Here is a 22180-nt window from a genome sequence, read left to right as displayed (position 1 = left end):
GGAGCTTGCATGTCCTCTTACCGGTTTACCACCCTCACGGCCTGGGCGGCGCGCCATCACGGCCTGCCGCCCGAGCAAATTCGTCTGGCCCCCGCCGGCGGTGACGCCAGCTTTCGCCGCTACTTTCGCCTTCTGCTGCCGGGCGGCGCAAGCCAGATCCTCATGGACGCCCCGCCCGAGCAGGAAGACAGCACGCCCTTTGTCAGCGTCGCCCGGCGCTTTGCCGCCGCCGGCCTGCCGGTGCCCGAAGTGCACGCCGCCAACCTCGAGGACGGCTTTCTGCTGCTCGACGACCTGGGCGATACGCCGCTGCAGGCGCTGTTTACCGACGACGCGGCGGTCATGGCGCACTACCATACAACCCTTGCGCTGCTCGCTGAGATGCAAAACCGCGTCTCCCCGGACGACCTGCCGGCCTACGACGCCGCCCTGCTGGGCCACGAGCTTGCGCTCTTCCCCGAGTGGTGCCTCGGCGCCTGGCTAGGTATTGAAACGCCGGCGGAGTACGCCCCGCTTGGCGAGGCGCTGGTCGGGCAGGCGCTGGCCCAGCCAACGGTCACCGTACACCGCGACTTTGACGCCATGAACCTGATGCCCCACCGCGGCACGGTGTACATGATCGACTTTCAGGACGCCGTGGCCGGGCCGCTGAGCTACGACCTGGTGTCGATGCTGCGCGGGCGCTACTGGCGCTTTACCCGGGACGACTTCACCGCGCTGGTGAAACGCTTCTACCATCAGGCCCGGGCCGACGGCCGGCTGAGCGCGGCCACCGGCGCCGAGGCGTTTGTCCACCAGGCCAACGCCATGGCCGCCCAGCGCACCCTCAAGGTGCTGGGTATCTTCTGCCGGCTGACCCTGCGCGACGGCAAGACCTGCTATCTTGAGCGCCTGCCGCGCTTTCTCGACCACCTGGAAGACAGCCTGGCGGCGCTTCCCGAGCACGCCGCTTTCGCCCGCTGGGTCGAAGGCACGCTGCGCCCGGCGGTCATGGAAAAGCTGGCCGCCGCGGAGGTCACCCCGTGAAGGCGATGATTCTGGCCGCGGGGCTCGGCACGCGCATGCGCCCGCTCACCGACACCTGCCCCAAGCCGCTGCTGCCGGTGGACGGAAGGCCCCTGATCGAGCATCACCTGGCGCGGCTGGCCCGGGCCGGCATTGCTGAGGTGGTCATCAACATAAGCTACCGCGCGGAGCAGATCGTACGCGCCCTGGGCGACGGCGAGCGCTTCGGGCTATCGATTCGCTACAGCCGCGAGGCCGCGCCGCTTGAAACCGGCGGCGGCATTCAGGCCGCCCTGCCGCTGCTGGGCGAGGCGCCGTTTTTGCTGGTCAACGGCGACGTCTGGTGCGAAGCGCTGCCCGACCTGCGCGCCCTGGGCAAGGGCGATCTGGCCCATCTGCTGCTGGTGGACAACCCCGGCCACCACCCCCAGGGCGACTTTTGCCTGCGGCGCGGCCGCGTGGTCGCTGAGGGCAAAGCGGCCGGCAGCGAGGCGCGGCTGACGTATTCGGGCCTTGCCGTGATCGACCCTTCGCTGGTGGCCAATGAGCCGCCCGGCGCCTTTGCCCTGGCGCCGCTTCTGAGAGCCGCCATCGGAGACGATCGCGTCAGCGGCGAGCATTTTAGCGGCCGCTGGGTGGACGTGGGCACGCCCGAGCGGCTGGCCGCGCTGGACAAGCACCTGCGTTGTCGCAGACCCTGATAGGCTCGAACACGAATCTGTTGAACACGGAGTAACGCATGAAAGCACGGGTAAAATGGACCGACGGGCGCCAGTTTGTCGCCGAATCCGGCAGCGGCCACAGCGTGGTCATCGACGGTCCGCCGGATCACGGCGGGCGCAACAGCGGCTCGCGGCCCATGGAAATGATGCTCATGGGCATGGGCGGCTGCAGCGCCTTTGACGTGCTGAACATCCTCGACAAGGCCCGCGCCGACGTTACCGACTGCGTGGCCGAGCTTGAGGCCGAGCGCGCCGACGGCGTGCCCTCGGTCTTCACCAAAATCCACGTGCACTTCGTGGTCACCGGCCGCGGGCTCAAGGACAATCAGGTGCAGCGGGCGGTGTCGCTTTCCGCCGAGAAGTACTGCAGCGCCTCCATCATGCTGGCCAACGGCGGCGTCGAGATCTCCCACTCCTACGACATCGCCGAGGCCTGACCGGGAGCACTCTCGCCAAGCCCCCTGCTCAGTAAACGCCCGCCTCGCCTTCGGGGCGGGTCTTGAAGCGCCGGTGCAGCCACAGATACTGCTCCGGATGCTTGCGAATGGCCTGCTCGATGAAGGCGTTGATGCGCGCCGCATCGTCGACCTCGTCGCCGCTGGGGAAGTCCTCGAACGCCGGCAGCGCCTCCAGGGTATAGGTAGCGTTATCCGGATTGCGGTGGAACCTAAGCGGCACCACCGGCGCGCCGGTCATCCGCGCGATCTTGGCCGTTAGCCGAATGGTCGCCGCCTGCTGGCCGAAAAACGGCGCGAACACGCTCGCCTCGCGGCCAAAATCCTGATCCGGCGAATACCACACCGAATGCCCGGCCTTGATCCGTCTGACCACGCCGCGCAGGTCGTGGCGGTCAATGGTGGCGCCAAAAATCCGCCGCCGCGCCCGGGTCATGAAGCGCTCAAACAGCGGATTATCGTGGGGGCGATAAACCACGTCCGCAGGAAAGAACAGCGAGTGCAGCGCCCCGCCCAGATCCAGAGTGGAAAAGTGAATGCCGATGATCAACACGCCCTTGCCCCGGGCCTGGGCGCGGGCCATGTTCTCCTGACCCAGAAACACCGCGCGATGGCGCATGGCCTCGGCGTTACCGCACCAGCCGGTCGCGGTTTCCACAAGCCCAATGCCGTTGGCAATGAACGTATCCTTCACCAGCCGGCGCCGGGCCTCGGCGCTTTTTTCCGGGAAGCACAGGGCGATGTTGGTCGCGGTAATGTGGCGCCGGCGCTTGGCCAGCCGCCAGACCAGCCGGCCAATGCCGCTGCCCACGGCCATTTTCAGCCGCCACGGCAGCCGAGCAGCGACGTGCATGGCGCCAATGGCCAGCCAGGTCGGCCAGTAGCGCGGGTGAGCAAAGGAGCGGGGATAGTGCGTTTTCGCCATAAATCAGGTCAGAACCGTCGAGGAGGTGCTAGGGCACCGGATGGTAGCACCGGGGCACCCGGGGCAGCACGCCGGTGAGCAGGGTATAGCTGATGGTAGCGCAGTGGCGGGCCACTTCGTCCACCGGCAGCACCGCGCCGTTGGCCGCCCGGCCCCAGAGCACCACCTCGCTGCCGATGCGCGCGTCGGCAATGCCGGTCACGTCAACGGTAAGCATATCCATGGAGACCTTGCCGGCAAGGGCGGTGCGCTGGCCGGCTACCAGCACCGGGGTGCCGTCGGCGGCGTGGCGGTCGTAGCCGTCGCCGTAGCCGGCGGCCACCACGGCAATGCGCGTGGGGGCCTCGGCGCGGTAGCGCCCGCCATAGCCCACCCGTTCGCCGGGGGCGATATCGCGCAGGGCAATGATTTCCGAGCGCAGCGTCATCACCGGCAAAAGCGCGCGCGAGGCGTCGTTGGCGCGCTCCAGCGGGTCGCTTCCGTAGAGCATCACCCCGGGGCGATTGTACGCCCCGTGGGCGTCGGCGTGGGCAAGCGTCGCCGGCGAGTTGGCAAGGCTCAGGGGCGCATTCAGCCGGCGGGCAAGCTCGCTTACGCAGTCGAGCTGGCGGGCATAGTGGGGGCTGTGCGTTGCATCGGCGGTAGCAAAATGGGTCATCAGGTGAAGCTCCCCCGCCTGGGGGGCGGCGCGCAGCGCCTGCCACACGGCGCCCACCTCGTCGGGGCTAAAGCCCAGCCGGTGCATGCCGGTATCTACCTTGACCCAGACCGGGATCGGCGCGTGCGGGGTAGAGGCCTTGAGCGCCTCGAGCTGCCAATGGCTGTGCACGGCCATCCACAGCCGGTGGGCGTCGACGGCCTCAAGCTCGTCGGCGCTGAAGATACCTTCCAAGAGGATAACGGGCGTGTCGATGCCGCCGCGGCGCAGCACCAGCGCCTCCTCAAGGCTTGCCACGGCGAACGCCGGCGCTTCGTCCTCGAGCGCTTGGGCACAGCGAAGCGCGCCGTGGCCGTAGGCGTCTGCCTTGATCACGGCGACCGATTGGCCTTGGGTCGCGCAGCGCTGCGCAACGCGATAGTTATGACGCAGGGCGTCAAGGTCGATATGGGCTACCAGGGGGCGCATGGTCTATCTCGATAGGGGCTGTCTTGATAAAAGGCTTTCTTGATAAGGGCCGTCTTGATAAAAGGCTATCTCGGTAAAAAGCTGCCTTGTGGAAAGGCAGCTCGTTAAGAAACGGTTCGTTGAAGGACGGCTCGCTGAAGGGCAGCGTTACTCCTCTGCTTTCAAATCAGCTTTCAAAAATGGCGTCCAGCGACAGGCCCTGCTTTTCCAGCATCAGGCGCAGCTTTTTCAGCGCCTCGACCTGGATCTGGCGCACCCGCTCCCGGGTCAGGCCGATTTCCGCGCCGACCTCTTCCAGAGTGGCGGCCTCGTGTCCGCGCAGGCCAAAGCGGCGCACGACCACTTCGCGCTGCTTTTCGCCAAGCGAGCCCAGCCAGTGGTCCACCAGCTGTTTGACGTTGCCGTCGACCAGCGCGCCTTCGGGGCCGATGTCGTCGTCATCGGCCAGGGTGTCGATGAGCGGCTTGTCGCTGTCGCCGCCCACCGGGTGGTCCACCGACGAGACCCGCTCGTTGAAACCCAGCATTTTCTTGACCGTGGCCACTGGCTTGTCCAGGTGCTCGGCGATTTCTTCCGCCGCGGGCTCGTAGTCCAGGCGCTGGGTCAGCTCCCTAGCGGCGCGCAGATAAATGTTGAGCTCTTTCACCACGTGGATCGGCAGGCGAATCGTGCGGGTCTGGTTCATCAGCGCCCGCTCGATGGTCTGGCGGATCCACCAGGTGGCGTAGGTGGAAAAGCGGAACCCGCGCTCGGGGTCGAACTTTTCCACCGCGCGGATCAGCCCCAGATTACCCTCCTCGATCAGGTCGAGCAGCGTAAGGCCGCGATTGAGATAGCGCCTTGCGATCTTGACCACCAGCCGCAGGTTGGACTCGATCATTCGCGAGCGGCCCAGCGGGTCGCCCTGGCGCGCCAGGCGCCCGTAGAACACCTCCTCCTCCGGCGTAAGAAGCGGCGAGAAGCCGATTTCGTTGAGGTAAATCTGAGTCGCGTCAAGGCTCTGGGCGCGCGATTTATCTTCCCGCCCGAGGGCCTTTTCGAAGGCCGCCTCTTCCGCCGCGGTCTGCTTGTCGTCAAGCGCTTCCAGCGCTTCTTCCACCGCGTTCAGATCCACTTCCTGCAAGTCTTGTTCTACCGTGCTCATCCCTTACCCCCAGCGCCAGCCTGGCGCTTTTCACCGGGCAATCCGTCCGGCACGCCGGTGGCGATGCCCGCGCGCCATGTCCGGCGTTGTTGTTGTTTTGCGGCGGCCCGGCAGCCACGGCCCGCAGGCCGTGGGACAGCGGAAACAAGCGGGAACTAGCGTGAAGGCAGGTACTCGAGCGGGTCCTGCGGTTCGCCGTCCTTGCGCACCTCAAAATGCAGCCTGACGCTTTCCGCATCGCTACTGCCCATGGTGGCAATCACTTCGCCCGCCTTGATCACGTCGTTCTCGCTGACGTTCAAGCTGTCGTTATGGGCATACGCCGACAGAAACTGATCGTTGTGCTTGAGCAACACCAGGTTGCCGTAGCCGCGTACGCCGCTGCCTGCGTAGACCACAATACCCGGGCCGGCCGCCTTGACAGATTGCCCCTTTTCCCCGGCGATATCAATGCCCGCGGTAATGCCGGCATCGTCATCAAAACGGCCGACCAGCTCGCCGTTCACCGGCCACTGCCAGTCGATAGTTTTCGCCGGGGTGTAGCTGCGTTCGTCGCGCTTTTCAGCCGACGCCGCCGCTTTCTCGGTCTTATCGGCCTCCTGGCTTTCGCCGGCGGTGGCGACCTGCCCGGTGTCGTCGGCGGTGTCCTTGGCCGCGGCGGCCTTGTCGGCCTTGTCGGCCTTGTCGTCTGACCTGTCGGCGTCGCGATCAGCAGGCGCTGTGTCCTTCTCGCTTTCGGCCACGGCGGGCTTCTGATCCTTGTCCCGGTTCTTGTTCCGATCCTCGTCCTGGCGCTCCTCCTTGTCGGCGGTCACCGGCTCGTCGGGCAGCAGCCAGTCAACTTCCTGGCTGTCGGCGCCGCCCTGCCCGGCCGTGCCCGAAGAGGCATCCAGCCCGGTGGTCACGGCTTTGCTGTCCTTCTTCGCCGCGGTATCGGCCCCGGCCAGCCGGCGGTCGTCGGCGGTCTGTTCGCCCTGGCGCAGGCGGATCTTCTGCCCCGGATAAATGTTGTAGGGCGGGTCGATATCATTAAGCGCGGCCAGGCGGCGATAGTCGAGGTTGTGCTCCCAGGCAATCCCGTAGAGGGTATCCCCTGCCTTGACGGTATACCCCGGCGTGCTTTCGACCGCCTGCTGAGCATCGCTTACGTCGCGCACCTGGGGGCGGGACTGCTGCTGGTTGGCGCAGCCGGCAATGGCCAGGGCCAGCACGGACATCACGAAAATCTTGCGCATGCGACTATGTCTCCTGTTGATCAGCGCTTGTTCGGTTGGCTTGGCGGTTGAGCATCACTACAAGCAGCGCACCGGCGAGCATCAGGCCCAGCACGCCAAGAGTCTGCGCCGACGCGCCGGTAAGCGTAGCGTAGTCGCCGGGCAGCAGGTAGCGGTGCGCCAGCGGAATCAGCTGCCCGTCCGGCCCCATCTGGTAGCGTACCAGCTCGCGCCACGGCCAGAGAAGCGGCAGCGAGCCGAGGATGAATCCCAGCAGCAGCTGCATGGTGGCGGCATGATGCCGCTGCAGCAGCCATGACAGCAAGCGTGAAAACAACATCACCCCGATCACGCAGCCGCCGCCGAACAAGGCGATGACCGGCAGGTCCAGCCCGCGCACGGCCTGCATGACGGTGCCGTAAAGCCCCATGGACAGCAGCAGAAAGCTGCCCGACACCCCCGGCAGCAGCATCGCGCTGATGGCAATACTGCCGGCCATGACCAGCATCAGCGAGTCGTTGCCCACGGCCAGCATCAGCGGCATCAGGGACGGCAGCGCCCGGGCCAGCGTAAGCCCCAGCCCCAGCGTAATCAGGTAGCGCCACTTGAAGCGCTCCCGGGCATCGTTGACCACCAGCGCCGAGGCCGCCACCAGGCCAAAAAAGAAGCCGTCCAGCAGCAGCGGATAGGCCTCCATCAGCCACACGGCCAGGTGCGCCACGCTGAATACGGCAAGCGCCACCCCGGCCAGCAGCGGCAGCAGAAAGGCCAGGTTCAGGTGGCGGGCAACGCCTTTCAGCCCGCCCCGCCGCCAGACGCCAAAAACGCCCGGGCCGAACTGGCGAATGGTGTGGATCAGCTCGGCGTAAAAGCCGCTGATAAAGGCAATGGTACCCCCGGACACGCCGGGCACCGCGTCGGCTGCCCCCATGCCGGCGCCGGTGATAAATACGCGCAGGGTGGAACGGTTCACTCCACAACTCCTTCCAGCAGGGGGACAAAGCGCACGGACGCAAGCCGGCGCTGTTCAAAGGTGCGGCCCTGGCGGCGCACCTGGACCAGCGACTGCTCGCCGCCGGGGGTTTCCAGCGGGGCAACCAGCCTGCCGCCGTCGCTTAGCTGCTCAAGCAGCGCCTCGGGCAGCGTGCGCGCGCAGGCGGTGAGCAAAATGACGTCAAACGGCGCAGCCTCTGGCCAGCCCTGGGTGCCGTCGGCGACCTTGAGGCGCGCCGAGGACTCAAGCCCAGCCAGACGCCGGGCAGCACGGCGATGCAGGGCCGCGATGCGCTCTACGGAATAGACCTCAGGCACCAGCCGCGACAGCAGCAGCGCCTGGTAGCCCGAACCGGTGCCCAGCTCCAGCACCCGCTCGGGCGCTTCCTGGCGCACAAGCTCGGTCATGCGCGCCACGATAAGCGGGCTGGAGAGCGTCTGGCCAAAGCCGATGGGCAGGGGGCTATCTTCGTAGGCGCGGTGGGCAAGCGCCTCGTCGACGAACAGGTGGCGCGGCTCTTCCGCCATCACCTCGAGCACCCCCGAGTCGCGGATGCCCTGGCGCGAAAGCCGCGCGACCATGCGGTTTCGTGTGCGCTGGGAGGTCATGCCTCGCCCGCGTCGTTTGTGAGCATCAACATCAGGCGAATGCATCCAGCCAGTCCTGCACGTCGGCGCGCGCCGGGTGGCGCGTCAGGTCGGTCTGCAGCGGGGTGATCGACACCCAGCCGGCCTCGACGGCGGCAAAGTCGGTATCTTCGCCGTCGTCGGCGTTGGCGCCTGCCGGGGCAATCCAGTAGCGCGTGCGCCCGCGCGGATCGCGGGTTTCCACGGGCTTTGCCGCCGGCCCACGATAGCCCATGCGGGTCACCTTCACGCCCTGGATAGCGTCCCAGGGAAGGTCCGGCACGTTGACGTTGAGCAGCGTGCGCGGCGGCAGCGACAGGTTGCCCGCCGCCCCCACCAGCGTGGCCGCCACCCGGGCGGCGCTGTCGAAGTGGCGCCATCCGCAAAGCGATACCGCAATCGCCGTCATGCCCAGGTTGCGCCCTTCCATGGCCGCCGCCACGGTGCCGGAATAGAGCACGTCGTCGCCCAGGTTGCCGCCGTGGTTGATGCCCGAAATCACCAGATCGGGCTTTTCATCCCAGACGCCGTTGACGCCCAGGTAGACGCAGTCGGCGGGCGTACCGTCGACGCTGTAAAAACCGTTTTCCAGCGCGGTGAGCGAAAGCGGGCGCGACAGCGTCAGCGAGTTGCTCGCGCCGCTGCGATCCCGGTCGGGCGCCACCACGCGCACGTTGGCATGGGCGATCAGCCCGTCGTACAACGCCCGCAGCCCCGGCGCGTGAACGCCGTCATCGTTGGAAAGCAGCAGTCGTCGCATGATGTCACTCCTTGTTCGTAACCTGCCATGGTGCCTTATGCGCCCGGCGTCACGCGCCGGGCAGCGGGGCAAAGTCCGGGTGGGCGATCAGCTCGCGCAGCACGGCGGTAGCGAAGCTGCCCCGGGGCAGCGAAAATTCAAGCCTCGCGCCGGCCTCCAGCGGCGTCAGCGCCGGCTCGCCCAGGCGCAGGCGCAGCGCCCGCCGAGCGCTGTCGACCCCGGCCCTCTCGATGCCGGCACACAGCGCCGGGTGGTCGAGGCGCAGCTGCGCTTCAAAGCGCTTCGCGGGCGCGCCGGACTCACCATCCGCAGCGCCGTCGTCCTTCCCCCACAGGGGGCCCGTGGGGTGCAGATCAAGCTCGGCGACGCGGCGCTTTATCTCGGTGTCAGCGTGGTCAGCGGTAAATAAGCTATGAGTGCCGTCGAGCATCAGCGTATCGCCGTCAAGCGGCGTCGCCCAGCAGCCTGCCGTCAGCCGTGCGCTCAGCAGCTCGTTGAACAGAAAACTCCGCGCGCTGGACAGCAGCATGCCCTGGCGGTCGTCGCGCTTGCGCCAGCCCCGGGCCAGCAGCGCCTGCGCCCGCTCAAGGTTGCGCCCTCCGGCGCCGAACCGCTGGGGGCCAAAATAGTTGGGCACACCGCCTTCGCACAGCGCCTGCCAGCGCGCGCTAAAGCCCTCGGCGTCGACGGCCTCGCCGCCCACGCGCAGGGCAAAGCGGTTGACGCGGTGCACGCCGCGCTTGAGCTTGCGCGGATGGCGCCCCCGCTCGAGCACCGCGGTGCCAAGGGCTTCGAGCCGCGCTTCCAGCGCGTCCGGAGCGCCCCGGCCGGGCAGGTGCACGCTGAGCCACTGGCGGGTGATGGCAAAGCGGTCCTTCATTCCCGAATACCCCACCTCGCGCGGCGTGACGCCGCACAGCCGGGCAAGCGCTCTGACGACGTCAAGCGTGGTCTGCTCGCGCTTTTCGATGCGCAGCCAGAGATGCTCGCCGTGGCCTTCCGGGGCAAAGTCGAGCACCTCGTCGACGAGGAAGTCTTCCGGCGCGGCGCGATACTCGCCGGACAGCGGCGGGCCGAACGCAGCGTCCAGGCAGCGCGCCCAGTCGGGTATCTGGCTCATGAGCCGCGACGGGCCAGCAATACAACCGCCTCGGCGGCGATACCTTCACCGCGGCCGGTAAAGCCCAGCCGCTCGGTGGTCGTGGCCTTGACGTTGACCTGGCCAAGCGAAAGCTGCAGGTCGTTGGCGATAGCCTCGCACATGGCGTCGATGTGCGGCGCCATCTTCGGCGTCTGGGCCAGCAGCGTGGCGTCCAGGTTGACCGGTGTGAAGCCTTCGTCCTCGACCAGCGCTCGCACCCGGCGCAGCAGGTCGCGGCTGTCGGCGCCCGCCCAGGCCGGGTCGGTATCGGGAAAGTGGCGGCCGATATCGCCCAGCGCGCAGGCGCCCAGCAGCGCATCGCACAGCGCGTGCAGCAGCACGTCGCCGTCGGAATGGGCGACAAACCCATGCTCGAAGGGCAGCCTGACGCCGCCGATCATCACGTGATCGCCGGGACCAAAGCGGTGGACATCAAAGCCGTGGCCGATGCGCATGGCAACCTCCTGATAGCAAAACGTCTCTCTCCCCCTGACGGCTGACGCGGCAGGGTCTGTTTACAGCGTCGGGGCCGTTTATAGCTGAGCCCCCTGGGCCGCGAGGATAGCGGCGGCCAGCGCCAGGTCGTCCGGGTGGGTCACCTTGAGGTTATCCCGCCGCCCGGCCACCAGCCGGGGCTGTCTTCCCAGCGCCTCAACCGCCGAGGCTTCGTCGGTGACTGCCGCGCCGCCGGCAAACGCCTGTTCCAGCGCCCGGCGCAGCAGTCCGTAGCGAAACCCCTGGGGCGTCAGCGCGTGCCACAGGCCGTCGCGGGGCTCGGTGTGCGCGCAGGTGCCCTCGGGCGTGGCGCGCTTCATGGTATCGGCGACCGGCATGGCCAGCAGCGCCCCGTCTACGCTCTTTGCCGCAGCGCCGGCGAGCGCGCGGACGTCACCGGGCATCACGCAGGGCCGCGCCACGTCGTGCACCAGCACCGTATCGTCGGCGGCGGCGGGAACGGCGCGCAGCGCGCCGAGCACGCTGTCCATGCGCTCGGCGCCGCCGGCGACCCGCTGCCAGCGGGCAAACGGCACCCACTCGGGCCGAAACCAGCGATCGCCGTCGTCCAGGCACAGCGCCAGCCGCGCGTCAGGCAGCGCCTGATGCAGGCGGCCCAGGGTGCGCGCGAGCATCGCCTCGCCGGCAAGCGGCAAATACTGTTTGGGGCGGTCGCCGCCCATGCGCCGCCCCTGGCCGGCAGCGGGCACCACAAGCCAGGTCGTCTGGCTCACTGTTCGGCCCCGGGCACCCAGAAAAACTGCTCGTCAGCGCGCACCATGCCCATATCGCTGCGGGCGCGCTCTTCTACGGCATCAAGGCCGGTCTTCAGGTCCCTGACCTCGGCCGCCAGCCGGTCGTTGCGCTCGCGCATGGGCGCGTTGACGGCTTCCTGAGCCGCCACCCGGCCCTGCACCTGGTGCAGCTCCTGCACGCCGCCGCGCCCCAGCCACAGCTTGTACTGCAGCAGCGCCAGCAGGGCACAGAGCCCCAGCACGAGCCACTTGTGCATCGGCCATGTTCGAGTTTTGCTACTCACCGCATACGCCTGTCTTGGCCTACCTTGACCCATCTTGAAAAGATATCGTCCGTCGAGAAGAGGCTTCGCAAAGCCGGACGCTACCGCCCCTAAATCGGCGCATTATGCCATCAACTCCGCGCAGGCGGCCACGCCGTTGGCGGATAATTTATCCGCCAACGGCGCGCAAGGCTTAAGCCGGCGGGCGTTCTTCCGGTATCATCCGGTTAACTCATGCATCCGGACGTGCCTCTATTCTGCCGCCGCCGGGAAGGCGCGCCGCGCCCCGCCTGCCCCCCATCCACGGAGACCCTGATGGCCCACGACCTGCTTGATCGCCTGCGCCAGCGCCTGGAAGACCTCAACCGCTCGGAGCGCAAGGTTGCCTGCGTGATTCTCGACGATCCCGCCGCCGCTACCAGTCTGAGCATCGCAAGCCTCGCTCAGGCCGCCGGGGTCAGCGAGCCCACGGTTAACCGCTTTTGCCGCAACTTCGACGCCAAGGGCTACCCCGACTTCAAAATCAAGCTCGCCCAGAGCCTCGCCGGCGGCACCCCCTACGTCACCCGAGCGGTGGAGCCCGGCGACAACGCCAGCCAGTACACCAGCAAGATTTTCGGCGCCACCATTGCCGCTTTGGACGAGGCCCGCCGGATCATCGACATGGACGCCGTGGAGCGCATGGTGGACTACCTGACCCAGGCCAAGCAGATCCATTTTTTCGGCCTCGGCGCTTCCGGCGCCGTCGCCCAGGACGCCCAGCACAAGTTTTTCCGCTTCAACCTGCCGGTCATGGCCTACGTGGACGTGCTCATGCAGCGCATGGTCGCCGCCGCCTGCCATACCGGCGACGTCGTGGTGGTGATTTCCTACACCGGGCGCACCCGGGAGCTGGTAGACATCGCTCGGGTAGCCCGGGTCGCCGGCGCCGTGGTGCTCGGCATCACCGCCCCGAATTCGCCGCTGACCCGGGAGTGCAGCGCCGTGCTCGAAGTCGTCACCCCCGAAGACACCGACCACTACATGCCCATGACCTCGCGGATGATCCAGCTGGCGCTGGTGGATACCCTGGCCACCGGCGTCACCCTGCGCCGGGGCGAGGACTTCCTGCCCCACCTGAAAAAGATCAAGGACAGCCTGCGCGACACCCGCTTTCCGGTGGAAAAACGCAGCGGCAAGAAGCCCGCGCCCTGAGCACGAGCGCCAATAAAGAAAAAAGGGCCTGACGCGTGCGTCAGGCCCTTTTTACGATGTTCGGTCTGTAGATGTTCGTTCTGTAAAGGTGGTGCCGGTGGCCGGACTCGAACCGGCACGCCCGTGAGGGCGGCGGATTTTGAATCCACTGCGTCTACCCATTCCGCCACACCGGCAACAGGCGAGCATTATACGGCTCTCGCTTTTGGCGTCAATCGTAACGCCTGACTTTAGCGCGCCAACGCGCTATCCTGTGCGCCGCTTTTATCCCGTCCGGGCATCCCGTCTGAAGCGCCCCGGACTCTACACGAGCCTTGTCATGCAGCGTGCCGACTTTGCCTACGAGCTCCCCGAGGAGCTGATTGCCCGCTACCCCGCCGAGCAGCGCAGCGACTGCCGCCTGCTGTGCGCCGACGACGACGGCCGGCTTGCGCACCGCCGCTTCCCCGAGCTGCTCGACATGCTTAACCCCGGCGACCTGCTGGTCTTCAACGACACCCGGGTGATCCCTGCCCGGCTGCACGGCCACAAGGCCAGCGGCGGACGGGTGGAAATGCTGCTGGAGCGCCCCCTGGATGCCCACCGGGGGCTTGCCCACCTGCGCGCCAGCAAGGCGCCCAAGCCCGGCACCGAGATCGTCTTTGAGGGCGACGTCCGCGCCGTGGTGGAGGCCCGCCGGGAGGCGCTGTTTGAGCTGCGCTTTCTCGGTGACACCCCGATGATCGCGCTGCTCGAGCGCCACGGCCACATGCCGCTTCCGCCCTACATTACCCGGGACGACGAGTGGAGCGACCGCGAACGCTACCAGACGGTCTACGCCCGCCGCGACGGCGCGGTGGCCGCCCCCACCGCCGGGCTGCACTTTGATCAGCCGCTGCTCGACGCCCTGGCGGCCAAGGGCGTGGAAAGCGCCTTTGTTACGCTTCACGTGGGCGCCGGCACCTTTCAGCCGGTGCGCGCCGACGACATCCGCGATCATCACATGCACAGCGAGTGGATCGAGGTAAACGAGGCCGCCTGCGACAAGGTGCGCGCGGCCAAAGCCGCCGGCAGGCGCGTGATCGCCGTGGGCACCACCGCCGTGCGCTGCCTGGAAAGCGCAAGCCGGGCGGCGCCTAGCGGTGACATCGCCCCCTACCGCGGCGACACCGATATCTTTATCTACCCGGGCTACGAGTGGCGCTGCGTGGATGCGCTGATCACCAACTTCCATCTGCCGGAATCGACGCTGTTGATGCTGGTCGCGGCGTTTATCGGCTACGAGACCACCCTTGCCGCCTACCGCGCCGCGGTCGCCGAGCGCTACGCCTTTTTCAGCTACGGCGACGCCATGCTGCTGACGCGCGCCGCGCCCGAGGCCCCGCGACGAACGAACCGAACGACTGAATCGAGTGAGCAACCGGATTGACGAGCCCTGCCATGCAAAACCCGTTTAAGCGAAGCGAATGCTTCATGCGCTTTGAGCGCCTGGCCGCCGACGGCCGCGCCCGCCGCGGACGGCTGCACTTCCCCCGCGGCACCGTCGAAACGCCGGCCTTTATGCCGGTCGGCACCTACGGCACGGTCAAGGGGATGACGCCTGAGTCGGTCAAGGAGATCGGCGCCGACATCATCCTTGGCAATACCTTTCACCTCTGGCTGCGCCCGGGGGTCGAGGTGGTCAAGGCCCACGGCGATCTGCACGACTTTGCCCAGTGGGATAAACCCATTCTCACCGACTCCGGCGGCTTTCAGGTATTTTCCCTGGGCAAGACGCGCAAGATCACCGAAGACGGCGTGCACTTCCGCTCGCCGGTGGACGGGGCGAAAGTCTTCATGGGGCCGGAAGAGTCCATGGCGGTACAGCGCTCGCTGGGCTCTGACGTGGTGATGATCTTTGACGAGTGCACCCCCTACCCGGCGACCCATGCCGAGGCCGAGCATTCCATGGAGCGCTCGCTGCGCTGGGCCAAGCGCTCCCGGGAAGCCCACGGCGATTCACCCTCGGCGCTGTTTGGCATCATCCAGGGCGGGATGCACGATGACCTGCGCGAGCGTTCGCTCAAGGGGCTTATGGACATCGGCTTTGACGGCCTGGCCATCGGCGGGCTCTCCGTGGGCGAGCCCAAGGAAGAGATGCTCCGAGTGCTCGACTACCTGCCCGGCTGGATGCCCAACGACACCCCGCGCTACCTCATGGGCGTGGGCACGCCCGCAGACCTGGTGGAAGGCGTGCGCCGGGGCGTGGACATGTTCGACTGCGTGATGCCCACCCGCAACGCGCGCAACGGCCATTTGTTCACCGCTGAAGGCACGGTCAAGATCCGCAACGCCGCCCACCGCTTTGCCACCGGCCCGCTGGAAGAGGGCTGCGACTGCTACACCTGCCGGCACTTCTCCCGGGCCTATCTGCACCACCTTTATCGGTGCAACGAAATGCTCGGCTCGATGCTCAATACCATGCATAATTTACGCCATTACCAGCGCCTCATGGCGGATTTGCGCGCGGCAATCGAAGCGGGTACATTGACGCCCTTCGTGGAGACATTCTACGCCAGGCGTGGCCTGCCCGTGCCGCCTGCACCCGCATAAACATCGCCAGGCCGGCGCATCGTTTTCGCACACGTTTTTGCTCGTCAACCCAGGAGTGCTTTGAATGCTGGATTTTTTCATTTCCTCGGCCCACGCCCAGGATGCCGGCGGTGCCGGTGGCGGCATCGCCCAGATCGTCATGCTGGTCGGCTTTGTGGTGATCTTCTACTTCCTGCTGTGGCGCCCCCAGGCCAAGCGCGCCAAGCAGCACAAACAGCTGATCGCCAACCTGGAAAAGGGTGACGAAATCGTCATCGGCGGCGGCCTGGTCGGGCGCATCACCAAGGTCAGCGACGAGTTTCTGAGCATGGAAGTGGCCGACGGCACCACGGTCAACGTACAGAAAAGCGCCGTGGCCGCCGTGCTGCCCAAGGGCACCATCAAGTCCATCTGATCCGCCTCTGCCCTGCCGGGCGCCGCCAGCCAGCACCCGGCAGGGATGCCACGGTGAACGATGGCACGCCTTGCTGCGCGCTGCCCGGCGGCGCGCAGCGTTCCGTTTGTTATTCAAGGCAGGGCTTACATGCTCAACCGTTACCCCCTGTGGAAGTATCTACTCATTCTGGTCGTGTTGGTGACCGGGCTGATCTATTCGCTTCCCAACCTCTTCCCCGAAGATCCCGCCGTCCAGATCAGCACCCAGGGCAGTGCACTGAGCGAAAGCCAGCGTGACCGCGTTACCGATGCCCTGAAAGACAACGACATCGCCATCAAGCGCGCCGAGCAGCAGGACGACCAGTGGCTGCTGCGGCTGAACAACGCCGAGGACCAGCTGCGCGCCCGGGACCTCATCAACGACACCCTGGATGACGACGACGTGACCGTGGCGCTCAACCTCGCCGAGGCCACGCCTGGCTGGCTCAAGGCGTTCAACGCCTCCCCCATGACGCTCGGCCTCGACCTGCGCGGCGGCGTTCACTTCCTGCTCGAAGTCGACATGGAAGCCGCTCTCACCCAGCGCCTGGAAGTCAACGCCAGCGCCATGCGCGAGCTGCTGCGCGACGAGCGCATCCGCTACCGCAATACCGAGATCGACGACCGCTCGCTGTCGCTGGAGTTTGCCAGCGCTGAGGATCGCGACGACGCCCGCCGGCTGATCCGCCAGGAATTTCCCGACTTTGACTATCAGAGCGAAGGCGACGGCCGAGGGGCGACGCTTTCCATGGCGCTCACCGACCAGAAGGTCAACGAGATCCAGGACTACGCCATCAACCAGAACCTCACGACGCTGCGCAACCGCGTCAACGAGCTGGGCGTGGCCGAGCCCAAGGTCCAGCGCCAGGGGCCCAACCGCATCGTCGTTGAGCTGCCCGGGGTTCAGGACACTACCGCTGCCAAGCGCATCGTCGGCGCCACGGCCAACCTGGAGTTCCGCCTGGAGGCGCGCTCCGACACCCCGGATCGCGAAACCGAAACCATCGCCTTTCGCAGCAGCCCCGAGCGCGACGCCACGGTGCTGCGCGACGTGATCATCAGCGGCGACAGCGTGTCCAGCGCCAGCCAGAGCTTTGATGAAAACGGCGGCCCCCAGGTCAGCATCAACCTCGACGGCACCGGCGGCACGCTGATGAACCGCGCCACCCGGGCCAACATCGGCCGCAACATGGCGGTGGTGTTCATCGAGCACAAGAGCGAAGACCGCGAAGTGACCGACCCGGAAACCGGGGAAACCAAAACGGTCCGCGATCCTTACGTCGAGCGCGGCATCATCAGCCTGGCGACCATCCAGAGCGCCTTTGGCAACAGCTTCCGCATTACCGGGCTGGAGTCATCTTCCGAGTCCTCGGAGCTTGCCCTGCTGCTGCGCTCGGGCTCGCTTGCCGCGCCCATCTACTTTGCCCAGGAGCGCACCATCGGCCCGAGCCTGGGGCAGAAAAACATCGAGCGCGGCCTGCTCTCGGTTCAGCTGGGCCTGCTGCTGGTCGTCGCCTTCATGCTGCTGCGCTACAAGGTGTTCGGGATATTTGCCAACATCGCCCTGGCGTTCAACCTGACGCTGCTCGTCGCGGTCATGTCGCTTTTGGGCGCGACGCTGACGCTTCCGGGCATCGCCGGTATCGTGCTCACCCTGGGGATGGCGGTGGATGCCAACGTGCTGATCTTTGAGCGCATTCGCGAAGAGCGGCGCAACGGGCTGTCCGCCCAGCAGGCGATCCACGCCGGCTACGAGCGCGCCTTCACCTCGATCATCGATGCCAACATCACCACGCTGCTGGTCGCGATCATTCTGTTCTCGATCGGCACCGGGCCGGTGAAGGGATTTGCCGTCACGCTGTCCATCGGCATTTTGAGCTCCATGTTTACCGCGCTGCTGGTGTCCCGCGCCATGGTCAACCTGACCTACGGCGGCAAGCCGGTGAAAAAGCTCTGGATTTAAACCCTGGATCCGACTCCCGGCGCACAGCACAGACTTAAGAGGTGGTAATGAAATCCCTGACAAACCGGCAAATCGACTTCATGGGGGGGCGCCGCTGGGCGTTTATCCTCTCCGGCATCCTGCTGCTGGTAGCGATTGGCGCCATGTTCACCCAGCAGCTCAACCTGGGGCTGGACTTTACCGGCGGCACCCTGATCGAGGTGCGCTACCAAAGCGCCCCGGCGCTTGACGGCATTCGCCAGATACTCGAGCAAAACGGCTTCGAGGACGTCGCCGTGCAGACCTTCGGCGCCTCAACCGAGGTACTGATTCGCCTGAAGCAGGCCTTCGATGCCGAGGTGGGCAACGACATCGTTACCCTGCTGCGCGATAGCGGCGCCAGCGTCGACCTGGTGCGCGCCGAGTTCGTCGGCGCTCAGGTGGGCGACCAGCTGCGCGACCAGAGCGGTCTTGGCATGCTGGTGGCGCTGGGCGTGGTCATGCTCTATGTGGCGCTGCGCTTCCAGTACAAGTTTGCCGTCGGCGCGCTGCTCGCCCTGATGCACGACGTGGTCGTGGTCATCGGCGTGTTTGCGCTGTTCGGGCTGGAGTTTGACCTGACGGTGCTGGCGGCCATACTCGCGGTCATCGGCTACTCGCTGAACGACACCATCGTGGTCTACGACCGCATTCGCGAGACCATTCGCAAATCCCAGATCACCGATATGGCGCAGATCTTCAACGAGGCGATCAACGCTACGCTGTCGCGGACGCTGGCCACGTCGGGCACCACGCTGCTGGTGCTGCTCGCTCTGCTGTTTCTCGGCGGCGACATGATCGAGAACTTCGCCATCGCCCTGCTCATCGGCATCGTGGTGGGGACGTTCTCCTCGGTCTACATCTCCGGCGCGCTGCTGATTCCGCTTAAGCTCAGCCGCGAAGACCTGATCCCGCCGCAGAAAACCCAGGACGACGAGGAAGAGGAACTGCCGTAACTCGACCGTCTCCCCTGCAACGCAAAAGCCCCTGCCGGACGCACCGGCAGGGGCTTTTTTATGACAATGTCAATCAACCGGAAGCGCGGCTGACGATCAGAAGTGCGGCGTCAGCTGCTTGACCAGGGCCTTGTAAAGGCGCGGGCCGGCGGCCATCAGCACGCCTTCGGGCTTGATCGCGGGCTGGCCGTCCGGGGTGCCGATGAGCGCGCCGGCTTCCTTCAGCAGCAGCGTGCCGGCATACAAGTCCTGCTCTTCGAGGCCCACCACAAAGGCGCTGTCGACCCGGCCGGTGGCCACTTCGCAGATATCCAGCAGGCCGCTCCCCGAGGCGATCAGCGTGTCCACGTCCGTGCCCAGCTGCTGGGTAAGCGTCTGGTAGGCGGGCAGATGGCGGCGGCGCAGCCAGGCCGGCGGCAGGCTCAGCGCCGTGCGCGTGCCGGCTACCGCGCTGGGTTTGCTCACGCGCATGCGCTTGCCGTTGTGCTGGGCGCCGCCGCCCCGGGTGGCTAGGTATTCGTCGTCGGCAAAGGGGCAGACGATCACCGCGTGCTCAGACCGGCCTTTTACCCGGCAGACCGCCGAGATCGCGAAGTCCGCCCCGGCGACCGCGAGGCTGGAGTAGCCGTGCATGGGCTCGATGTGCCAGACGGTATCGCGCCCTTCGCCTTCCCCCTCGCGGTGCGAGGTAAAGCGCCCGACGACGCCGTGCTCGGGATAGCCGCGCTCGAGCTGCTGGACAATGATGGCCTCGGCCTTGCCGGCGGCATCAGCCAACAGGCGCTCGAGATTGGCTTCGTCGTGAGCGTTTTCAATACGCTCGCGGATACGTAAAAACTGATCAGCGGCCTTGCGCGTGGCGCGCAGCGTGAACTGGACCATCGGATTCATGGGCGAGAACCTTGTGACGATAAGGGGAAAGACAGGGCTGTTAAAGAACGGTGCAGGCAGTACCTGATCAAGCACTAGCGGATAACCACTAAAGGATAACAATGCAGCGCAGAATGCGCGGGGCGGCAGGCGGTGCCGCGCTGGGCGGCGATTCTAGCAGAGCCCGTGCCCGGGCGCCATGCAGTCGTGCTAAACTTGCGCCCTCTCCGCCCTTCGATCCAACCGTTGAGTCACGCCATGCTCGAGCGCCTTCGCACCGTCCTTATCGGCACCAGCCACTCCGGCAATATCGGCGGTGTCGCCCGCGCCATGCACAACATGGGGCTTAGCGATCTGGCGCTGGTCGCCCCGCGCAGCGAGGTCATCCATCAGGACAGCATTTCCCGGGCCTCGGGCGCCGATCACCTGCTCCACGGCGCCCGGGTGAGCCAGACGCTTGACGAGGCCGTGGCCGACTGCACTCTGGTGGTCGGCGCCAGCGCCCGTTCGCGCACCCTGCCCTGGCCGATGCTTTCCCCCCGGGAGCTCGGCCGGCGCCTGCCCGACGAGTGCCGCCAGGAGGGCGCGCGCATCGCCCTGGTATTCGGTCGCGAAGACAGCGGGCTGACCAACGACGAGCTGCACCGCTGCCACGCCCACGTGCATATTCCCACCAACGCCGACTTCAGCTCGCTGAACCTGGCCGCCGCGGTTCAGGTAGTGGCCTACGAATGCCGCCTGGCGTGGCTCGAGCAGCAGGCGTCATCCGGGGGCAGCGATGCCGACGAGGCGGAAGCATCCCTTGGGGCCGACGAGCAGCGCGCCTCCCACGCCGATCTGGAACGCTACTTTGCCCACCTCGAGCAGACCCTGACGACCATCGGCTTTCACGACCCGCAAAAGCCGCGCCAGCTCATGGCCCGCCTGCGCCGGCTGTACCTGCGCGCCCGCCCGCGCCGGATCGAACTCAATATCCTGCGCGGCATCCTGTCGGCGACGGACAAGACCGCCGCCGACAGGGCCGACCGGCCGCCGCGCCCTTGAATCCGGCGCTCGGCGCCGCCAGTCTATTGCCTCTGGCCTCGCCGCCGGACGCCCACCCACTAAAGGAAAGGTCGCATGTTTAAACGCCTGCGCGAAGATATCAACAGCGTGTTTGTCCGCGATCCGGCCGCACGCAACTTCTTTGAAGTGCTGACCAACTACCCCGGCCTGCACGCCCTGCTGCTGCACCGCTTCCACCACTGGCTGTGGAACAAGGGCGCCAAGTGGCTGGCGCGGACGCTTTCGACCTTTGCCCGTTTTTTAACCGGCATCGAGATTCACCCCGGCGCCACCATCGGCCGGCGCTTTTTCATCGACCACGGCATGGGCGTGGTCATCGGCGAAACCGCGCTGATCGGCGACGACGTCACCCTTTACCACGGCGTCACTCTGGGCGGCACCAGCTGGCACAAGGGCAAGCGCCACCCGACCCTGGGCGACGGCGTGATCATCGGTGCCGGGGCCAAGATACTCGGCCCGCTCACCCTTGACGCCGGGGTCAAGGTCGGCTCCAACGCCGTGGTCACCAAGGACGTCCCCGAAGGCGCTACGGTGGTGGGGATACCCGGCAAGATCGTCAAGCGCGCCGAGCCCGACACCGAACAGTCCATGGACGTCGACCCCGACCGGCGCGAGGCCATGCGCCAGAAGTTCGGCTTTGACGCCTACGGCGTCAGCCAGGATATGCCCGACCCGGTGGCCCGCTCGATGCAGGCCATGCTCGACCACATGCACGCGGTAGATGAGCGCATCGAGCAAATGTGCTCGACCCTGACCCGGCTGGATACCAGCTACCGCAAGGGCGAGCTGCCGGAGCTGCGCAGCGAAGACTTTGCCGACGTGCTCGGCGAAGCCGCCAGCGAATGCGCCGACCACACGGCCAACCACCGCAGGCGGACCCGCTCGCCCGGCAGCGAAAGCGAAGATACGCCCGACGACGCCTCGGGCAAAGGTTGACCCCTGCGCTCGGGCTTTCCCATAATGGGCCAGATTTTGCCATCAGCGCGCTCATGTGGAGCAGCCGGGGTCCGTTATGCGTTTGAACCGCCTATGCGTTTAACCACCAAAGGACGTTACGCCGTTACCGCCATGCTGGATCTGGCGATCAACGCCGATACCGCGCCTATCAGCCTTGGCGATATCGCCCGGCGCCAGGACATCTCGCTTGCCTATCTGGAGCAGCTGTTTGCCCGGCTGCGCCGGGCCGGCCTGGTCAACAGCGTGCGCGGCCCCGGCGGCGGCTACCTGCTGGCGCAGGCGCCTGGCGCCATCTGCGTTTCCAGCATCGTCGACGCCGTCGACGAAAGCGTGGACGCCACCCGCTGCCAGGGACTTTCCGACTGCCAGCAGGGCGACACCTGCCTGACCCACCACCTGTGGTGCGAGCTTTCCGGGCAGATCCGCCGGTTTCTCGACGCGGTGACGCTTGAACAGCTGTCGGCGCGCCCCGATATACAGCATATTGCCCGGCGCCAGCAGGTGCGCGTGGACGACGCCATTCTCGCGTCAGCCCCCTAGCGCCAGC

The 22180-nt window shown here is 66.6% G+C and carries 24 protein-coding genes and 1 tRNA gene; 12 read left to right on the top strand and 13 right to left on the bottom strand.

Features of this window, described 5'->3' with window-relative positions; all coding sequences use genetic code 11:
• Window positions 1–9: 9 nt before the first annotated feature.
• From ACZ46Y_RS03990 to ACZ46Y_RS03980, 3 genes are read left to right on the top strand one after another with little or no spacing between them, the layout of a single operon-like run.
• The gene (locus ACZ46Y_RS03990; protein WP_311955523.1) at window positions 10–1026 is read left to right on the top strand and encodes an aminoglycoside phosphotransferase family protein; all 1017 of its coding nucleotides are present in this window, start codon (window positions 10–12) and stop codon (window positions 1024–1026) included.
• Window positions 1023–1706, top strand: a complete 684-nt coding sequence (gene murU / locus ACZ46Y_RS03985; protein ID WP_311955521.1) for an N-acetylmuramate alpha-1-phosphate uridylyltransferase MurU — start codon at window positions 1023–1025, stop codon at window positions 1704–1706. The genes ACZ46Y_RS03990 and murU overlap by 4 nt, the downstream gene beginning before the upstream one ends.
• Before the next feature lie 38 nt (window positions 1707–1744).
• The gene (locus ACZ46Y_RS03980) at window positions 1745–2164 is read left to right on the top strand and encodes an OsmC family protein (RefSeq protein ID WP_311955514.1); all 420 of its coding nucleotides are present in this window, start codon (window positions 1745–1747) and stop codon (window positions 2162–2164) included.
• A gap of 28 nt (window positions 2165–2192) precedes the next feature.
• Here the strand turns inward: ACZ46Y_RS03980 and lpxL are convergent, their stop codons facing one another.
• From lpxL to ftsB, 11 genes are all read right to left on the bottom strand, one after another.
• Entirely contained in the window at window positions 2193–3107 is a 915-nt protein-coding gene (gene lpxL, locus ACZ46Y_RS03975; protein WP_311955512.1) for an LpxL/LpxP family Kdo(2)-lipid IV(A) lauroyl/palmitoleoyl acyltransferase, read from the bottom strand.
• Between the two features lie 28 nt (window positions 3108–3135).
• Window positions 3136–4233, bottom strand: a complete 1098-nt coding sequence (alr, locus tag ACZ46Y_RS03970; RefSeq protein ID WP_311955511.1) for an alanine racemase — start codon at window positions 4231–4233, stop codon at window positions 3136–3138.
• Window positions 4234–4399: 166 nt separating this feature from the next.
• Window positions 4400–5377, bottom strand: a complete 978-nt coding sequence (gene rpoS, locus ACZ46Y_RS03965) for an RNA polymerase sigma factor RpoS (protein WP_311955508.1) — start codon at window positions 5375–5377, stop codon at window positions 4400–4402.
• Between the two features lie 155 nt (window positions 5378–5532).
• Complete coding sequence (locus tag ACZ46Y_RS03960; protein ID WP_311955507.1) at window positions 5533–6612, bottom strand: peptidoglycan DD-metalloendopeptidase family protein; 1080 nt, start codon at window positions 6610–6612, stop codon at window positions 5533–5535.
• A gap of 4 nt (window positions 6613–6616) precedes the next feature.
• Window positions 6617–7564, bottom strand: coding sequence for a DUF368 domain-containing protein (locus ACZ46Y_RS03955; protein ID WP_311955505.1), 948 nt, complete (start codon window positions 7562–7564; stop codon window positions 6617–6619).
• The gene (locus ACZ46Y_RS03950) at window positions 7561–8238 is read right to left on the bottom strand and encodes a protein-L-isoaspartate(D-aspartate) O-methyltransferase (protein WP_311955502.1); all 678 of its coding nucleotides are present in this window, start codon (window positions 8236–8238) and stop codon (window positions 7561–7563) included. The genes ACZ46Y_RS03955 and ACZ46Y_RS03950 overlap by 4 nt, the downstream gene beginning before the upstream one ends.
• The gene (gene surE / locus ACZ46Y_RS03945) at window positions 8225–8971 is read right to left on the bottom strand and encodes a 5'/3'-nucleotidase SurE (RefSeq protein ID WP_311955499.1); all 747 of its coding nucleotides are present in this window, start codon (window positions 8969–8971) and stop codon (window positions 8225–8227) included. The genes ACZ46Y_RS03950 and surE overlap by 14 nt, the downstream gene beginning before the upstream one ends.
• 49 nt (window positions 8972–9020) lie before the next feature.
• Window positions 9021–10091 carry a tRNA pseudouridine(13) synthase TruD gene (truD, locus tag ACZ46Y_RS03940; RefSeq protein ID WP_311955496.1) on the bottom strand — a complete coding sequence of 357 codons (1071 nt, stop codon included), beginning with the start codon at window positions 10089–10091 and terminating at the stop codon, window positions 9021–9023.
• Window positions 10088–10567: a 2-C-methyl-D-erythritol 2,4-cyclodiphosphate synthase gene (ispF, locus tag ACZ46Y_RS03935; RefSeq protein ID WP_311955493.1), complete on the bottom strand. Its 480-nt coding sequence runs from the start codon at window positions 10565–10567 to the stop codon at window positions 10088–10090. Before ispF ends, truD begins: the two co-directional genes overlap by 4 nt.
• A 78-nt stretch (window positions 10568–10645) precedes the next feature.
• A complete protein-coding gene (gene ispD / locus ACZ46Y_RS03930) occupies window positions 10646–11290 on the bottom strand; it encodes a 2-C-methyl-D-erythritol 4-phosphate cytidylyltransferase (protein WP_464380087.1) in 645 nt (214 codons plus the stop codon).
• Between the two features lie 47 nt (window positions 11291–11337).
• Complete coding sequence (gene ftsB, locus ACZ46Y_RS03925; RefSeq protein ID WP_311955484.1) at window positions 11338–11619, bottom strand: cell division protein FtsB; 282 nt, start codon at window positions 11617–11619, stop codon at window positions 11338–11340.
• A 321-nt stretch (window positions 11620–11940) separates the two neighbouring features.
• On the opposite strand from ftsB, the gene hexR reads away from it, so the two are divergent.
• Entirely contained in the window at window positions 11941–12819 is an 879-nt protein-coding gene (gene hexR, locus ACZ46Y_RS03920; protein WP_311955482.1) for a transcriptional regulator HexR, read from the top strand.
• A gap of 89 nt (window positions 12820–12908) precedes the next feature.
• On the opposite strand, the gene ACZ46Y_RS03915 is transcribed toward hexR, so the two are convergent.
• Window positions 12909–12995 (bottom strand) — tRNA-Leu (locus tag ACZ46Y_RS03915).
• A 143-nt stretch (window positions 12996–13138) separates the two neighbouring features.
• Here ACZ46Y_RS03915 and queA point away from each other — a divergent pair.
• The 5 genes from queA to secF all read left to right on the top strand — a co-directional run bounded on the left by queA (window position 13139) and on the right by secF (window position 18741).
• A complete protein-coding gene (gene queA / locus ACZ46Y_RS03910; protein ID WP_311955481.1) occupies window positions 13139–14227 on the top strand; it encodes a tRNA preQ1(34) S-adenosylmethionine ribosyltransferase-isomerase QueA in 1089 nt (362 codons plus the stop codon).
• A gap of 44 nt (window positions 14228–14271) precedes the next feature.
• Window positions 14272–15390 (top strand): tRNA guanosine(34) transglycosylase Tgt, encoded by a 1119-nt coding sequence (gene tgt / locus ACZ46Y_RS03905; protein WP_311955564.1) that lies wholly within the window; start codon window positions 14272–14274, stop codon window positions 15388–15390.
• A gap of 64 nt (window positions 15391–15454) precedes the next feature.
• Window positions 15455–15784: a preprotein translocase subunit YajC gene (gene yajC / locus ACZ46Y_RS03900; protein WP_311955479.1), complete on the top strand. Its 330-nt coding sequence runs from the start codon at window positions 15455–15457 to the stop codon at window positions 15782–15784.
• A 129-nt stretch (window positions 15785–15913) separates the two neighbouring features.
• Entirely contained in the window at window positions 15914–17767 is a 1854-nt protein-coding gene (gene secD, locus ACZ46Y_RS03895) for a protein translocase subunit SecD (RefSeq protein WP_311955476.1), read from the top strand.
• Between the two features lie 47 nt (window positions 17768–17814).
• Entirely contained in the window at window positions 17815–18741 is a 927-nt protein-coding gene (gene secF, locus ACZ46Y_RS03890; RefSeq protein ID WP_311955473.1) for a protein translocase subunit SecF, read from the top strand.
• Window positions 18742–18837: 96 nt separating this feature from the next.
• Here secF and ACZ46Y_RS03885 read toward each other — a convergent pair whose 3' ends face one another.
• Window positions 18838–19632, bottom strand: a complete 795-nt coding sequence (locus tag ACZ46Y_RS03885; RefSeq protein WP_311955471.1) for an inositol monophosphatase family protein — start codon at window positions 19630–19632, stop codon at window positions 18838–18840.
• Window positions 19633–19869: 237 nt separating this feature from the next.
• On the opposite strand from ACZ46Y_RS03885, the gene trmJ reads away from it, so the two are divergent.
• The 3 genes from trmJ to ACZ46Y_RS03870 all read left to right on the top strand — a co-directional run bounded on the left by trmJ (window position 19870) and on the right by ACZ46Y_RS03870 (window position 22173).
• A complete protein-coding gene (gene trmJ / locus ACZ46Y_RS03880; RefSeq protein WP_311955469.1) occupies window positions 19870–20655 on the top strand; it encodes a tRNA (cytosine(32)/uridine(32)-2'-O)-methyltransferase TrmJ in 786 nt (261 codons plus the stop codon).
• Between the two features lie 75 nt (window positions 20656–20730).
• Window positions 20731–21612, top strand: coding sequence for a serine O-acetyltransferase (gene cysE / locus ACZ46Y_RS03875; RefSeq protein WP_311955467.1), 882 nt, complete (start codon window positions 20731–20733; stop codon window positions 21610–21612).
• 93 nt (window positions 21613–21705) lie between these two features.
• On the top strand, window positions 21706–22173 hold the full coding sequence (locus ACZ46Y_RS03870; protein WP_311955464.1) for an Rrf2 family transcriptional regulator: 468 nt from the start codon (window positions 21706–21708) through the stop codon (window positions 22171–22173).
• Window positions 22174–22180 lie beyond the last annotated feature (7 nt).

The sequence above is a fragment of the Halomonas garicola genome, from assembly GCF_055382465.1.
The sequence above is the reverse complement of the archived record's forward strand: the minus strand, read 5'-3'. Positions and strand labels throughout refer to the sequence as shown.

What these genes read in the sequence shown, in the direction of transcription:
- ACZ46Y_RS03990 (WP_311955523.1), top strand. Translation starts at nt 10, where the DNA reads ATGTCCTCTTACCGGTTTACCACCCTCACGGCCTGGGCGGCGCGCCAT.
- ACZ46Y_RS03980 (WP_311955514.1), top strand. Translation starts at nt 1,745, where the DNA reads ATGAAAGCACGGGTAAAATGGACCGACGGGCGCCAGTTTGTCGCCGAA.
- lpxL (WP_311955512.1), bottom strand. Translation starts at nt 3,107, where the DNA reads ATGGCGAAAACGCACTATCCCCGCTCCTTTGCTCACCCGCGCTACTGG.
- alr (WP_311955511.1), bottom strand. Translation starts at nt 4,233, where the DNA reads ATGCGCCCCCTGGTAGCCCATATCGACCTTGACGCCCTGCGTCATAAC.
- rpoS (WP_311955508.1), bottom strand. Translation starts at nt 5,377, where the DNA reads ATGAGCACGGTAGAACAAGACTTGCAGGAAGTGGATCTGAACGCGGTG.
- ACZ46Y_RS03960 (WP_311955507.1), bottom strand. Translation starts at nt 6,612, where the DNA reads ATGCGCAAGATTTTCGTGATGTCCGTGCTGGCCCTGGCCATTGCCGGC.
- ACZ46Y_RS03950 (WP_311955502.1), bottom strand. Translation starts at nt 8,238, where the DNA reads ATGCATTCGCCTGATGTTGATGCTCACAAACGACGCGGGCGAGGCATG.
- surE (WP_311955499.1), bottom strand. Translation starts at nt 8,971, where the DNA reads ATGCGACGACTGCTGCTTTCCAACGATGACGGCGTTCACGCGCCGGGG.
- truD (WP_311955496.1), bottom strand. Translation starts at nt 10,091, where the DNA reads ATGAGCCAGATACCCGACTGGGCGCGCTGCCTGGACGCTGCGTTCGGC.
- ispF (WP_311955493.1), bottom strand. Translation starts at nt 10,567, where the DNA reads ATGCGCATCGGCCACGGCTTTGATGTCCACCGCTTTGGTCCCGGCGAT.
- ispD (WP_464380087.1), bottom strand. Translation starts at nt 11,290, where the DNA reads ATGGGCGGCGACCGCCCCAAACAGTATTTGCCGCTTGCCGGCGAGGCG.
- ftsB (WP_311955484.1), bottom strand. Translation starts at nt 11,619, where the DNA reads ATGCACAAGTGGCTCGTGCTGGGGCTCTGTGCCCTGCTGGCGCTGCTG.
- hexR (WP_311955482.1), top strand. Translation starts at nt 11,941, where the DNA reads ATGGCCCACGACCTGCTTGATCGCCTGCGCCAGCGCCTGGAAGACCTC.
- queA (WP_311955481.1), top strand. Translation starts at nt 13,139, where the DNA reads ATGCAGCGTGCCGACTTTGCCTACGAGCTCCCCGAGGAGCTGATTGCC.
- tgt (WP_311955564.1), top strand. Translation starts at nt 14,272, where the DNA reads ATGCGCTTTGAGCGCCTGGCCGCCGACGGCCGCGCCCGCCGCGGACGG.
- yajC (WP_311955479.1), top strand. Translation starts at nt 15,455, where the DNA reads ATGCTGGATTTTTTCATTTCCTCGGCCCACGCCCAGGATGCCGGCGGT.
- secD (WP_311955476.1), top strand. Translation starts at nt 15,914, where the DNA reads ATGCTCAACCGTTACCCCCTGTGGAAGTATCTACTCATTCTGGTCGTG.
- secF (WP_311955473.1), top strand. Translation starts at nt 17,815, where the DNA reads ATGAAATCCCTGACAAACCGGCAAATCGACTTCATGGGGGGGCGCCGC.
- ACZ46Y_RS03885 (WP_311955471.1), bottom strand. Translation starts at nt 19,632, where the DNA reads ATGAATCCGATGGTCCAGTTCACGCTGCGCGCCACGCGCAAGGCCGCT.
- trmJ (WP_311955469.1), top strand. Translation starts at nt 19,870, where the DNA reads ATGCTCGAGCGCCTTCGCACCGTCCTTATCGGCACCAGCCACTCCGGC.
- cysE (WP_311955467.1), top strand. Translation starts at nt 20,731, where the DNA reads ATGTTTAAACGCCTGCGCGAAGATATCAACAGCGTGTTTGTCCGCGAT.
- ACZ46Y_RS03870 (WP_311955464.1), top strand. Translation starts at nt 21,706, where the DNA reads ATGCGTTTAACCACCAAAGGACGTTACGCCGTTACCGCCATGCTGGAT.